Origin of the sequence: Bradyrhizobium sp. 33ap4 (genome assembly GCF_032654765.1) — a bacterium.
Lineage (GTDB): Bacteria > Pseudomonadota > Alphaproteobacteria > Rhizobiales > Xanthobacteraceae > Bradyrhizobium > Bradyrhizobium australafricanum.
In genome coordinates this window covers 97,652-111,292 of the sequence record NZ_JAUMTJ010000011.1, presented here as the reverse complement: position 1 = coordinate 111,292, position 13,641 = coordinate 97,652, and the positions used below count along the sequence as shown (strand labels likewise).

The following is a 13,641-nucleotide window of genomic DNA, read 5'->3' as shown; positions in this document are numbered from 1 at the left end:
TCAACCGCACTGACCGCAGCCGGGCGGCCAGACCGCAAGCTTCGCGAAGCAGTCCGGAGCAAAGCAGCTCTGGATTGCTTCCTCGCGGGTGCGGCAACGCAGCTTACGCCGCGTTGCTGCCTTCCTGGCGGCTGGCCTCGAACAGGAACCAGGTGCGGCGCTCGGTTTCGTCGATGAAGGTTTCGAGCAGGCCTGCGGTGCCGGAGTCCTCCTGGTCGTCAGCCAGCTTGTGCGCCTTGCGCATCGCAGCCGCCATGTGCTTGTTGTCTTCCATCAACTCGCGCAGCATTTCGCGCGGCGGCACATAATCGTCGTCATTGTCCTTGATGGTCTGATGCTTGGCGATATCGCCGATCGACTTTAGCGTCGCGCCGCCAAGCTTGCGCACCCGCTCGGCGAGCTGGTCGGTGGTCGCGAAGATCGCCTCCGACTGCTCGTCCAGCAACAAATGGTAATCATGGAAATGCCGGCCGCTGACGTGCCAATGGAAATTCTTGGTTTTCAAATAGAGCGCGAAGGCGTCGGCCAGAAGCGTGTTGAGCGAGGCCGAGATCGTGTCCACCGCAGCCTGCGGCAGGTCGCTCGGCGTGTCGAGATCGGGCGAGATCTTGTCAGTCTTGGCTTTGCTCACGTTGGACCTTCCTGTTAGGAACGCGTATTTCGGCGTATTGAACATTGGCCGCCGGACCGCTAACGCATCATCAGCCCACCCGTTCCTGAGGCCAGGAACCCGTTCTGCCGGATACCAAACGCGATGGATGAATGGATCGATTATTACGATTCCACGCATACGATCTATGCGAGCCGACTGCACCGTGACCTGCATTTCCAGATCATCGCAAACGACATCATCGGCTACATCGCTTCGCCGGATGCCGTGGTGCTCGACTATGCCTGCGGCGAGGCGCTGTCGGCGGCGAAGGTCGCCAATGCCTGCGCCCAGCTCTATCTGGCGGAGCCGGCGCCCGGCGTACGCGGCCGTCTGGTCGCGCGCTTTGCGCCCGACACCCGCATCCGTGTCCGCTCGCTCGATGACCTGAAGCACATGGACGCGGACTCGATCGACCTCGTGGTGATGAACTCGGTGGCGCAATACATGACGCCGCAGGAGCTCGATTCCGCGTTCGACGTGATCCACCGCCTGCTGAAGCCCTCGGGCCGGTTCGTGCTCGGCGATATCCTGCGGCCTGAAGTCGGGATGGCGAGGGACGTCGCGGCCCTGCTGCGCTTTGCGGCGACCCACGGTTTCCTGCGCGATGCGCTGGTCGGGCTGGCTTCAACCGCGCTGTCCGACTACCGCCAGCTGCGCACCCGGATCGGACTGCAGCGCTACCGCGAGGACGAGATGATCGCCAAGCTCGGCGCCGCGGGGTTCAGCGCCCGACGCGCGCCGCGCAACATCGGGCACAATCCGTGGCGGATGACGTTCGTGGCGCACCACTGATCCTGGGTTGCGCCGGCTATTAACGTTACCCATCAGTAAACGTGGCGGCCGCTGAAATAATCAGCAATGATCCACTCGGCCCGGTGGCGGAAGCTTCGACGCGGCAGTGGTGCAACACTGTTTATCCTGGTTCAAATCCAGGCCGGGCCTCCAGCCTTCGCTGCTGACGCAGCTTCGGCTCGGCAGGCCTTCTCGTAGCTAAGGCTGCCGCGGCGTAGCCCGCAGGGCGAAGCCGGGCCGGTAGTCCCTCCCAATCCCTCACCCCCCAACCGGGCATACGCCGAATGCGGATTTTCCCCCAGAATCGCGGTTGATTGCGCGTTTTTGGGGGTTTCGCGGGTGCGGAAACTGGTCTAAAGACCACCCGCGCGCGAGGGATCGCGCTTCCGGCGCTACAACATGTAGCGCATGGCTCGAGGGACGCGCGGGAAGCGCGCCCTTTTTTTGTGCCTAAATTCCAGTCCGCGAGAGCTGATGCCCAAAAGAACCGACATCTCCACCATCCTGATCATCGGCGCCGGTCCCATCGTGATCGGCCAAGCCTGCGAGTTCGACTATTCCGGCACGCAGGCCTGCAAGACGCTCAAGGAAGAGGGCTATCGGATCGTCCTGGTCAATTCCAACCCGGCGACGATCATGACCGACCCGGAGCTGGCGGATGCGACCTATATCGAGCCGATCACGCCCGAAATCGTCGCCAAGATCATCGAAAAGGAACGCCACGTCGTGCCCGGCGGCTTCGCGCTGCTGCCGACCATGGGCGGCCAGACCGCGCTGAACTGCGCGCTGTCGCTGCGCAAGCAGGGTACGCTGGAGAAGTTCGACGTCGAGATGATCGGCGCCACCGCCGACGCCATCGACAAGGCCGAAGACCGCCAGCTGTTCCGCGACGCCATGGAGAAGATCGGGCTGCAGACGCCGAGGTCGCGGCTCGCCAATGCGTCGGCGCTGAAGAAGTCCGACCGCGACAAGTACCTCGCCGATCAGGCCAAGCTGTCCGGCCCCGAGCTCGAAGCCTTCGAACGGCAGTGGGAAGGCGGCGAGAACGAGCGGCGCAAGCGCTACCAGCAGCAGGCCTTGGCCGAAGCGCTGATGGCGCTGTCCGACATCGGCCTGCCCGCGATCATCCGCCCCTCCTTCACGCTCGGCGGCACCGGCGGCGGCATCGCCTACAACAAGGAAGAATATCTCGACATCATCGAGCGCGGCCTCGATGCCTCGCCGACCAACGAGGTGCTGATCGAGGAATCCGTCCTCGGCTGGAAAGAGTTCGAGATGGAGGTGGTGCGCGACAAGAAGGACAATTGCATCATCATCTGCTCGATCGAGAACGTCGATCCGATGGGCGTGCACACCGGCGATTCCATCACGGTGGCGCCGGCGCTGACGCTCACCGACAAGGAATACCAGATCATGCGCGACGCATCGATTGCGGTGCTGCGCGAGATCGGGGTCGAGACCGGCGGCTCCAACGTGCAGTTCGGCATCAATCCGGACGACGGCCGCATGGTCGTGATCGAGATGAATCCGCGAGTTTCTCGTTCTTCTGCATTGGCTTCGAAGGCCACCGGCTTCCCGATCGCCAAGGTCGCCGCCAAGCTTGCGATCGGCTACACGCTCGACGAGATCGCCAACGACATCACCGGCGGCGCGACGCCGGCCTCGTTCGAGCCGACGATCGACTACGTCGTCACCAAGATTCCGCGCTTTGCGTTCGAGAAATTCCCCGGCGCCTCCTCCACGCTGACCACCTCGATGAAGTCGGTCGGCGAGGTGATGGCGATCGGTCGCACTTTCCAGGAGAGCCTGCAGAAAGCCCTGCGCGGGCTCGAGACCGGGCTGACCGGCCTCGACGAGATCGACATCGAGGGCCTCGGCCGCAGCGACGACAAGAACGCGATCCGCGCGGCGCTCGGCACGCCGACGCCGAACCGCCTGCTGCAGGTCGCGCAGGCGATGCGGCTCGGCTGGTCCAACGAGGATATCTTCAATTCCTGCAAGATCGATCCCTGGTTCCTCGCGGAGCTGCGCGCCATCGTCGAGATGGAAGGCAAGATCCGCAGCAGCGGCCTGCCGACCAATGCGTTCGCCATGCGGATGCTGAAGGCGATGGGCTTCTCCGACGCACGGCTCGCCGTGCTCACGGAGACCACCGAGGCCGACGTCACCGCCAAGCGCCACGCGCTCGGGGTGCGCCCGGTATTCAAGCGCATCGACACCTGCGCGGCGGAGTTCGCTTCACCGACCGCCTACATGTATTCGACCTATGAGCGGCCGTTCGCCGGCGAATTTGCCGACGAGAGCGCGCCGTCGGACCGCAAGAAGGTGATCATCCTCGGCGGCGGCCCGAACCGCATCGGCCAGGGCATCGAGTTCGACTATTGCTGCTGCCACGCCTGCTTCGCGCTCGAGGACGCCGGTTACGAGACCATCATGGTCAACTGCAACCCGGAAACGGTGTCGACCGACTACGACACCGCCGACCGGCTGTATTTCGAGCCGCTGACCGCCGAGGACGTGCTCGAGATCATCGCGACCGAGCGCAAGAACGGCACGCTGCACGGCGTGATCGTGCAGTTCGGCGGCCAGACCCCGCTGAAGCTTGCCCGCGCGCTCGAAGCCGCCGAAGTGCCGATCCTCGGCACCTCGCCCGACGCGATCGACCTCGCCGAGGACCGCGACCGCTTCAAGCGCGTGCTCGACAAGCTGCGTCTCAAGCAGCCGAAGAACGGCATCGCCTATTCGGTCGAGCAGGCCCGCCTCGTCGCCGCCGATCTCGACCTGCCGCTGGTGGTGCGTCCGTCCTACGTGCTCGGCGGCCGCGCGATGCAGATCATCCGCGAGGAGAACCAGCTCAACGACTACCTGCTGGGAACGCTGCCCGAGCTGGTGCCCGCCGACATCAAGGCGCGCTACCCGAACGACAAGACCGGGCAAATCAACACCGTGCTCGGCAAGAACCCGCTGCTGTTCGACCGCTATCTGTCCGACGCAACCGAAGTCGACGTCGACTGCCTCTGCGACGGCAAGGACACCTTCATCGTCGGCATCATGGAGCACATCGAGGAAGCCGGCATCCATTCCGGCGACTCCGCCTGCTCGCTGCCGCCGCATTCGCTCGACGCCAAGACCATCGAGGAGCTGGAGCGGCAGACCCGCGAGCTCGCGCTCGGGCTCGACGTGGTCGGCCTGATGAACGTGCAATACGCCATCAAGGACGGCGAGATCTACGTGCTCGAGGTCAACCCGCGCGCATCCCGCACCGTGCCGTTCGTCGCCAAGGTGATCGGCACGCCGGTCGCCAAGATCGCGGCGCGGATCATGGCCGGCGAAAAGCTCGCCGACTTCAAGCTGAAGAAGAAGAAGCTCGGCCATGTCGGCGTGAAGGAATCGGTATTCCCGTTCGCGCGTTTCCCCGGCGTCGACACCGTGCTCGGACCGGAGATGCGTTCGACCGGCGAAGTGATGGGCATCGACCGCTCCTTCGAGGTCGCGTTCGCGAAGAGCCAGCTCGGCGGCGGCACGCGCGTGCCGCGGCAGGGCACGGTGTTCGTCTCGGTGCGCGGCGACGACAAGATGCGCATCGCGGATGCGGTGCGGCTGTTGCACTCGCTCGGCTTCAAGGTGATGGCAACCTCGGGCACGCAGCGCTACCTCAGCGACAACGGCGTGCCGACGGAAAAGGTGAACAAGGTGCTCGAAGGCCGTCCGCACATCGTCGACGCCATCACCAATGGCGACGTCCAGCTGGTCTTCAATACCACCGAAGGTCCGCAGGCGCTGGCCGACAGCCGCTCGCTGCGGCGGGCTGCCCTCTTGCATAAAGTGCCATATTACACCACTCTTTCGGGCGCGGTGGCGGCCGCACGGGGAATCCGGGCCTATCGGGACGGGGACCTTGAGGTCCGCACGCTTCAGAGTTACTTTTCCGAAAGCTGACCGCTGCCCGGGCTGAAGGCCCGAAGCGGTCAATTAGCCGAATGGCTGGAACTCACCGCGCGATTGGATGTTGTCACGGCCCTTAGCGGGGCCGAGTATCACTGGGCTTCCGGGCGCGTTGGCGCCCTGATTCCTGCGTTAGCTGAACTGGATATTCGTGCACGGCCGCCGGGCGCGCGCGATGAAGGACGAAGATGATGGATAAGGTTCCGATGACTGCGGGCGGATACGCCGCGCTGACGGACGAGTTGAAGCATCGCCAATCGGTGGATCGTCCGCGCATCATCGAACACATCGCGGAAGCGCGCTCGCACGGCGATCTCTCGGAGAACGCCGAGTATCACGCCGCCAAGGAAGAGCAGTCGCACAACGAGGGCCGCATCGCCGAGCTCGAGGACAAGCTCGCGCGCGCCGACATCATCGACATTTCGAAACTGTCAGGCGACACCATCAAGTTCGGCGCGACCGTGACGCTGATCGATGAGGACACCGAGAAGAAGGCGGTGTGGCAGATCGTCGGCGAAGTCGAGGCCGACGCCAAGAAGGGCCGCATCTCCATCACCTCGCCGCTCGCGCGCGCGCTGATCGGCAAGAAGAAGGGGACCACCGTCGAGGTGATGGCGCCGGGCGGCGCCAAGGCCTACGAGATCACCAAGGTCGAGTGGCGGTAGTTACCTTCACGTGACTGGTGCAGAAAAGCCGCGTCCCGCACGCGGCTTTTTTTATGCCCCGCGTTTCTCCCCGGTCTGACAGCAATGTGAATGGAGAGCCGCTGCACGCCATGCCAGTGAGGCCGTGACATGTTTATGCAGTATAATCATGTCGGGGGACGGAGTTCGGGCTGACGATTGCGTCGCAACACGCATCGCTGCGCGTCACCGTGTCACTGCCGCGTTCTCTCGCAACTGCCATCGCGCGAGGAATGATTCCAGGCGCAAGGTGTTGACATCACACTCCGGTGGCGGACACCGTGTGTTTCTGCATCTTGCAACGTTCCAGTGTGTCAAACAGGGGGTAAATGACAATGGACCAGATGTTCTCCAAGCTCCAGCCGGTGGCGCTCAGCCTGTTCCGGTTCATCACCGGACTGCTGCTGTTTCAGTTCGGCGTTGCCAAAATTTTCAAATTCCCACCCGGGACAATGTTCGAGAAGGTCGAGCTGTTCTCATTGATCGGCGCGGCCGGCGCCCTCGAATTGGTGCTCGGCGGGCTCCTGATGATTGGCCTGTTCTCGCGGATCGTAGCCTTTATCTTGGCGGGTGAAATGGCCTTCGCTTACTTCATCGGCCATTTTCCAAAAGGGTTCTACCCGCTGCTCAATAACGGCAGTCTGGCGATCGCGTTCTGCTTCGCCTGCCTCTACCTCGCGACCTCGGGCCCGGGTCCGATCAGCGTCGACGCTGCGATGGGGAAGAGGTAGCAGCGCTAGGCGCTTCCCACTCATTGACGACGTCATTCCGGGATAGCGCGTTAGCGTCAGACCCAGAATCTCGAGATTCCGGGCTCGATGCTAACGCATCGCCCCGGAATGACGCGCACGGCGCTCTAGCCGACCGCCTTCAATCCCAGCGGCACCGCGGCCTCATATTTCGAATTGTGCAGCACCAGTGACGTCCTGACGTTGCGCACATGCGGCGCCGCCGTCAGGTGGGTGACGAAATCCTGGAACGTCGCCATGTCGGGCGCGACGCATTTGAGGATGAAGTCGACTTCGCCCGACAGCATCCAGCATTCCCGCACCAGCGGCTCGGCGCGCACGAAATTCTCGAAGGCGCGGAGATCGGCATCAGCCTGGCTCGACAGATGCACCGAGGCGAACACCGTGACGTCGTAGCCGAGGCGGCGCGGATCGAGCAGGCCGCGGTATCCCTGGATGTAGCCTTCCTCCTCCAGCGCCCGGACCCTGCGCAGGCAGGGCGGCGGCGAGATACCGACGCGCTTGGCCAGTTCCACATTGGTGATTCGGCCATCGGCCTGGATCTCGGCGAGGATTTTGAGGTCGATCTCGTCAAGGTTCTTCGACACGCGACTACAGTTCCCTAGGGGTTTGGAAGGCTTGGCGGGTTCGCCGGCAACTCTCATAGCGCAGCCCGCTGGCATTGCGCAATTTTATTGCGCGTGCAGCGCACGATTTCGCGAATGTGACTTCAGTTCCGGGGAAAAATCGCTGACATGGATTGCAAATCTTGCATAGCTTCCCAGATATCCTAGACTTGGATTTGACACTTTTAGCACCGCCGTGACCTGCTTCCGGGGTGCTTCCCACACAAGTCCCCGTCAAAGTCCCCAGAAGAGAGGGATCAGCTAATGCCCGCGCCTGTCCATGCCAAGGTCGTCATCATCGGGTCCGGCCCCGCCGGCTACACCGCAGCGATCTACGCGGCACGCGCGATGCTCGAGCCGGTGCTGATCCAGGGCATCCAGCCGGGCGGGCAGCTCACCATCACCACCGACGTCGAGAACTATCCCGGCTTCGCCGATGTGATCCAGGGCCCCTGGCTGATGGAGCAGATGGAGAAGCAGGCGGCCCATGTCGGCACCAAGATCGTCACCGATCTTGTCAACAAGCTGGAACTCGGCCAGCGCCCGTTTCGCCTGACTTGCGATTCCGGCGACGTCTATCTCGCCGAGACCGTGATCCTCGCCACCGGCGCCCAGGCGCGCTGGCTCGGACTGCCCTCGGAAGCAAAGTTCCAGGGCGGCGGGGTGTCGGCCTGCGCGACCTGCGACGGCTTCTTCTACCGCGGCAAGGACGTCGTGGTGGTCGGCGGCGGCAACACCGCGGTCGAGGAAGCGCTGTACCTGACCAATCACGCCTCCCAGGTCACCATCGTGCATCGCCGCGATCATTTCCGCGCCGAGCGCATCCTGCAGGAGCGGCTGTTCAAGAATCCCAAGATCAAGGTGGTGTGGGATTCGGCGATCGACGAGATCTGCGGATCGGAGAACCCGAACAAGGTCACCCATGTGCGGCTGAAGAACGTCAAGACCGGCGCGCTCACGAACCTCAAAACCGACGGCGTCTTCATCGCGATCGGCCATGCGCCGGCGACGGAGCTCGTCAAAGGCCAGATCAAGCTGAAACCGTCGGGCTACGTCGAGGTTGCGCCGAACTCCACCGCGACCTCGATGCCCGGCCTGTTCGCCGCGGGCGACGTGGCGGATGAAACCTTCCGGCAGGCGGTCACCGCCGCCGGCCTCGGCTGCATGGCTGCGCTCGAGGCGGAACGCTTCCTGGCTCTTCGCGCGAGCGATCGCGCAGCGGCGGAATAATCATGGCACGATCTCGCGACGGATTTACGGATATGGATTGGGACAAGCTGAAGGTCTTTCACGCGGCGGCGGAGGCGGGCAGCTTCACGCATGCCGGCGAACAGCTTGGCCTGTCGCAATCGGCAGTCTCCCGCCAGGTCAGCGCGCTGGAGCAGGAGCTCTCGGTGTCGTTGTTTCACCGCCACGCCCGCGGCCTAATCCTCACCGAGCAGGGCGACCTCCTGTTCCGCACCGCGCATGACGTGTTCATGCAGCTGCAGGCGGCCCGCGCAAAGCTCACCGACAGCCGCGAGCGGCCGAGCGGCGACCTCAAGATCACGACGCCCCCGGCGCTCGGCATCAACTGGCTGATCCCGCGGCTCGACGAGTTCACCGCGCTCTATCCCGACATCCGGATTTCGCTGATCGTCACCGACGAGGATCTCGACCTCTCGATGCGCGAGGCCGACGTCGCGATCCGCACCCGCAAGCCGACCCAGCCGGACCTGATCCAGCGCAAGCTGTTCTCGATCGGCTTCCATGCCTACTGCTCGCCGGAATACATCAAGCGCTTCGGCACGCCGCGCACGCTCGATGATCTCGACTCGCACCGCATCATCATGCTCGGCGACTCGCAGGTGCCGGCGCATCTGCAGAACCGCAGCTGGCTGATCGATGCCGGCCGCAACGGCTCCGGTCCGCGCGAGCCCTACTTCAAGGTCAACAACATCCTCGGCCTCGTGCGCGCCTGCCAGCAGGGCCTCGGCATCGCCGCGCTGCCGGACTATCTGGTCGAACAGAACAACCTCGTGCAGCTGTTCGGCGAGTCCGACTCGATCGCGCTCGACACCTACTTCGTCTATCCGGAAGAGCTGAAGACGGTGGCCCGGGTGCAGGTGTTCCGCGACTTCGTGGTCAGCAAGGCGCAGCGCTGGCCGTCGTGATTAAGCCGCCCTTATAGGGCTGCTTTATAGGGATATCCGTGCTGCCCCCGGTCTCCGCATGACTGACATGCGACCTGGATAGTTGCTGCAAGCCGTCGATGGGGATCATAGTGCTTACACGCTGAGCGTTCGCGTCGCGCATATGTCCCCCTCCTCCAGTGGCGCGGAAGTTCAGTAATCCCTCTTGGAAGGTGATTGTGTCGGCCTCACGTGGCCAATACCTTAAGCCGGGCTCACTCGAGCCCGGCTTTTTTTTCATCGCCGTGCCTTTTCACCTCCATGGCATGCGCAAAACGCGCCGCACGCGCCGGTCAGCATGTGCATTGACAACAACCTCGCAGCGCAGCATCATCATCCCATGATCACGACTTCGTGCGCCGTTCTGTCGTCGAAAAAAGCTCCCCTCCCGGGGACACGAGATCGCGCGCGATAAGATCACCTTCGCATTCAGACCGATCCCGAAACCCCGCCGCCTGGACGGGGTTTTTTGTTGGTCCCGTCTCCGGCTTTGCCTTCTTAAGGAGATGGAACATGACCGATCTACATCAGCAATTGCAGGGCCTCTGGCTGCCTTTGATCACGCCATTCCGTAACGGCGAGCTCGACGTCACGTCGCTGCGGCGTCTCGTACGGCACTACGCCAATGGCCCCGTCGACGGGTTCATTCTCGGCGCAACCTCCGGCGAGGGCACGGCGCTCAGCGTGGACGAACTGGGGGGGCTGGTGAGCGTCGTGCTCGACGAGCTCAGTGCCAGCTCCCGCCATTTGCCGGTCTGTCTCGGGCTCTCCGGCGCCTCGACCGCCCGGATGAAGGAAGTGCTGGATGATACGGCCGACTGGCCGATCAACGGCTATCTGATCGCCAGCCCCTATTACATCAGGCCCTCGCAGCGCGGGCTCGTGCAGCACTTCAACGCGCTCGCCGATCACGCGTCGTGGCCGATCGTGCTTTACAACATTCCCTATCGCACGGCGGTGAACCTGACCAACGAGACGCTGCTGGCGCTCGCGGACCATCCGAACATCGCCGGCATGAAGGATTGCTGCGCCGACCGCGCGCAGTCGATCGACTTCCTCAACCGCCGGCCGGCCGGCTTTCGCGTGCTGACCGGCGAGGACGCGCAAACCTTCGATGCGCTCTCGGACGGCGCCGACGGCGCGATCCTGCTGTCCGCACATCTGGAAACAAACACCTTCGCTGCGATCCGCACGCTGCTGCAGCAGGGCCAGCGCGACGCGGCGCTGGCCGCCTGGCAGAGCGTCGTCGGCCTGACGAGGCTGCTGTTCGCCGAACCGAGCCCCGCGCCGGCCAAGCACTGGCTGTGGCGGCAGGGGCTGATCGACAGCCCCGAGGTGCGGCTGCCAATGGTCGCGGTCAGCGAGGATCTCGCAACCTGGCTCGACGCCGAGATGGAGCGCCGCGCGCAGCTGCTGCTGCCAGCGTGATCGCTCCGCTCCCTCTCCCCGTTCTTACGGGGAGAGGGCTGGGGTGAGGGGCTGCTTCCGCACAAAAGGCGAGAGACAGACTCGTGGAGAGTCCCCCTCACCCGGATCGCATTTTGCGATGCGATCCGACCTCTCCCCGCAAGCGGGGCGAGGTAAGAGACGCCTAGTCCAGCTTCACCTGCGAAAGCCGCAGCGCATTGCCGATCACGCTGACCGAAGACAGCGCCATCGCGGCGGCGCCGACCATCGGCGACAGCAAGATGCCGAACAGCGGATACAGCACGCCGGCTGCGATTGGCACGCCGGCGGCGTTGTAGACGAACGCGAACGCCAGGTTCTGGCGGATGTTGCGCATGGTCGCGACCGACAACCGCCGCGCGCGCACCAGGCCCATCAGGTCGCCGGTGAGCAGCGTGACGCCGGCGCTCTCGATCGCGACGTCGGTGCCGCCGCCCATCGCGATGCCGACATCGGCGGCGGCGAGCGCCGGTGCGTCATTGACGCCGTCGCCGGCCATCGCGACGGTGCGCCCCTCGCCGCGCAGCCGCTGCACGACCTCGCTCTTGCGCTCCGGCAGAACGCCGGCCTGGACGTCGTCGATGCCGAGCGTCTTTGCCACCGCCCGCGCGGTGGTCTCGTTGTCGCCGGTCAGCATCACGATGCGCAGGCCCTCGGCGCGCAGCGCCTGCAACGCACTGGTCGCGGACGGCTTGACCGGATCGGCAATCGCGATCACGCCGGCGATGCGGCCGTCGACCGCGACATAGATCGCCGTCGCGCCGTCCCGCCGCGCGGCCTCGGCCGCCTCGTCGAGCGCTGCCGTCGCGATCTTCAACTCGGCCATCAGCACCGCGTTGCCGAGCCCAACCTGCCTGCCCTCGACCGTGCCGGTCGCGCCCTTGCCGGAGGGCGAGGCAAAATTGCCGACGGCGGCGGATGCGAGCTTGCGCTCCCTGGCAGCCGCGATAATCGCCTGCGCCAGCGGGTGCTCGCTGCCCTGCTCGACGCTGGCAGCAACGCGCAGCAGATCGCTCTCGTCGAATCCTTCGGCGGCAATGACGCGCACGACCGTCGGCTTGCCCTCGGTGAGCGTTCCGGTCTTGTCGATGACCAGCGTATCGATCGCCTCCATCCGCTCCAGCGCCTGCGCGTCGCGGATCAGGATGCCGGAATGCGCGCCGCGACCGACGCCGACCATGATCGACATCGGCGTCGCCAATCCCAGCGCGCACGGACAGGCGATGATCAGCACCGTGACGGCGGCGACCAGCGCGAAGGTCAGGCGCGGCTCGGGGCCGAACACCGTCCAGGCGATGAAGGCGAGCACGGCAGCGGCGATCACCGCCGGCACGAACCAGCCGGCGACACGATCGGCCAGCCGCTGGATCGGCGCGCGTGAGCGCTGCGCCTTAGCCACCATGTCGACGATCCGCGACAGCATGGTGTCGCGGCCGATCTTCTCGGCGCGCATCACAAGACCGCCGCTCTGGTTGACCGTACCGCCGATCACGCTCGCGCCTTCGGCCTTCGTGACCGGCATCGACTCGCCTGTGACCATGGACTCGTCGATGACCGCACTGCCCTCGACGACGACGCCGTCGACCGGAACCTTCTCGCCCGGCCGCACGCGAAGGCGGTCGCCGACCTTGATCGCATCGATGTCGATGTCCTCGTCGCCATGATCGGTGATACGCCGCGCGGTCTTCGGCGCGAGACCGAGCAGCGCGCGGATCGCGCCCGAGGTCTGCGCGCGCGCGCGCAATTCCAGCACCTGGCCAAGCAGCACCAGCACCGTGATCACCGCCGCCGCCTCGAAATACACCGCGACCGCGCCATGCATGTCGCGGAACGCGGGCGGGAATAGCTGCGGCGCCAGCGTCGCGACCACGCTGTAGACATAGGCAACGCCGGTGCCCATCGCGATCAGCGTGAACATGTTGAGATTGCGGGTGACCAGCGACTGCCAGCCGCGCACGAAGAACGGCGCGCCGGCCCACAGCACGACCGGCGTCGCCAGCACGAGTGAGACCCAGTTCGACCAGTGCTGCGGCACCAACTGCATCAATCCGAGATGGCTGCCCATCTCGAGCACGAACACCGGCACGGTCAGCGCGAGGCCGATCCAGAACCGCCGCGTCATGTCGATCAGTTCGGGATCGGGACCGTCGTCGAGCGAGACCTGCTCGGGCTCCAGCGCCATGCCGCAGATCGGGCAGCTGCCGGGGCCGACCTGGCGCACCTCGGGATGCATCGGACAGGTGTAGATGGTGCCCGCGGGCGCCGGCGGCTCCTCCTCGCGCGGCTTGAGATACTTCTCAGGGTCGGCCTCGAAACGCTCGCGGCAGCGGCCGCTGCAGAACAGGTACTCCTCGCCCTGGTAGCTGAAGCGATGCTTGGCGGTCGCCGGGTCGACCTTCATGCCGCAGACCGGATCGATCGCGAACGCCGTCTCGGCCGGCGGCGTGTCGTGATCATGCTTGCCGCCGCAGCAGGAATGCGCGGCCGCGCCATTGTGGTGATGATCCGCGTGCGAATGGTCGTGCTTTGCGTGTGCCACGAAACTCTTCCCGGCCGGTAACCCGACCTCTTGATTTAGATACCCTAGGGGGGTATATG

The 13,641-nt window shown here is 64.8% G+C and carries 10 protein-coding genes and 1 tRNA gene; 8 read left to right on the top strand and 3 right to left on the bottom strand.

Translation table 11 applies throughout. The features are described from left to right. Nucleotides 1-103: 103 nt before the first annotated feature. Nucleotides 104-631: a Dps family protein gene (locus Q2M23_RS11030; protein WP_057017033.1), complete on the bottom strand. Its 528-nt coding sequence runs from the start codon at nt 629-631 to the stop codon at nt 104-106. 123 nt (nt 632-754) lie between these two features. Between Q2M23_RS11030 and Q2M23_RS11025 the strand changes: the two genes are divergently transcribed. The 5 genes from Q2M23_RS11025 to Q2M23_RS11005 all read left to right on the top strand — a co-directional run bounded on the left by Q2M23_RS11025 (nt 755) and on the right by Q2M23_RS11005 (nt 6,803). Next, nucleotides 755-1,444, top strand: coding sequence for a class I SAM-dependent methyltransferase (locus Q2M23_RS11025; RefSeq protein WP_057017034.1), 690 nt, complete (start codon nt 755-757; stop codon nt 1,442-1,444). 77 nt (nt 1,445-1,521) lie between these two features. After that, nucleotides 1,522-1,597, top strand: a tRNA-OTHER gene (locus Q2M23_RS11020). A 321-nt stretch (nt 1,598-1,918) separates the two neighbouring features. After that, nucleotides 1,919-5,383 (top strand): carbamoyl-phosphate synthase large subunit, encoded by a 3,465-nt coding sequence (carB, locus tag Q2M23_RS11015; RefSeq protein WP_229191361.1) that lies wholly within the window; start codon nt 1,919-1,921, stop codon nt 5,381-5,383. 197 nt (nt 5,384-5,580) lie between these two features. Next, nucleotides 5,581-6,054, top strand: coding sequence for a transcription elongation factor GreA (greA, locus tag Q2M23_RS11010; protein WP_018269816.1), 474 nt, complete (start codon nt 5,581-5,583; stop codon nt 6,052-6,054). Nucleotides 6,055-6,407: 353 nt separating this feature from the next. Beyond that, entirely contained in the window at nt 6,408-6,803 is a 396-nt protein-coding gene (locus Q2M23_RS11005) for a DoxX family protein (RefSeq protein ID WP_057017035.1), read from the top strand. A gap of 125 nt (nt 6,804-6,928) precedes the next feature. Here the strand turns inward: Q2M23_RS11005 and Q2M23_RS11000 are convergent, their stop codons facing one another. Continuing rightward, complete coding sequence (locus tag Q2M23_RS11000) at nt 6,929-7,408, bottom strand: Lrp/AsnC family transcriptional regulator (RefSeq protein ID WP_016845095.1); 480 nt, start codon at nt 7,406-7,408, stop codon at nt 6,929-6,931. A 282-nt stretch (nt 7,409-7,690) separates the two neighbouring features. Here Q2M23_RS11000 and trxB point away from each other — a divergent pair, with 282 nt between their 5' ends. From trxB to Q2M23_RS10985, 3 genes are all read left to right on the top strand, one after another. After that, nucleotides 7,691-8,656 carry a thioredoxin-disulfide reductase gene (trxB, locus tag Q2M23_RS10995; RefSeq protein ID WP_057017037.1) on the top strand — a complete coding sequence of 322 codons (966 nt, stop codon included), beginning with the start codon at nt 7,691-7,693 and terminating at the stop codon, nt 8,654-8,656. Nucleotides 8,657-8,658: 2 nt separating this feature from the next. After that, nucleotides 8,659-9,579, top strand: a complete 921-nt coding sequence (locus Q2M23_RS10990) for a LysR family transcriptional regulator (protein ID WP_026192264.1) — start codon at nt 8,659-8,661, stop codon at nt 9,577-9,579. Nucleotides 9,580-10,110: 531 nt separating this feature from the next. Next, nucleotides 10,111-11,025 carry a 4-hydroxy-tetrahydrodipicolinate synthase gene (locus Q2M23_RS10985; protein ID WP_316395539.1) on the top strand — a complete coding sequence of 305 codons (915 nt, stop codon included), beginning with the start codon at nt 10,111-10,113 and terminating at the stop codon, nt 11,023-11,025. A gap of 163 nt (nt 11,026-11,188) precedes the next feature. On the opposite strand, the gene Q2M23_RS10980 is transcribed toward Q2M23_RS10985, so the two are convergent. Next, nucleotides 11,189-13,582 carry a heavy metal translocating P-type ATPase gene (locus Q2M23_RS10980; RefSeq protein ID WP_316395537.1) on the bottom strand — a complete coding sequence of 798 codons (2,394 nt, stop codon included), beginning with the start codon at nt 13,580-13,582 and terminating at the stop codon, nt 11,189-11,191. Nucleotides 13,583-13,641 lie beyond the last annotated feature (59 nt).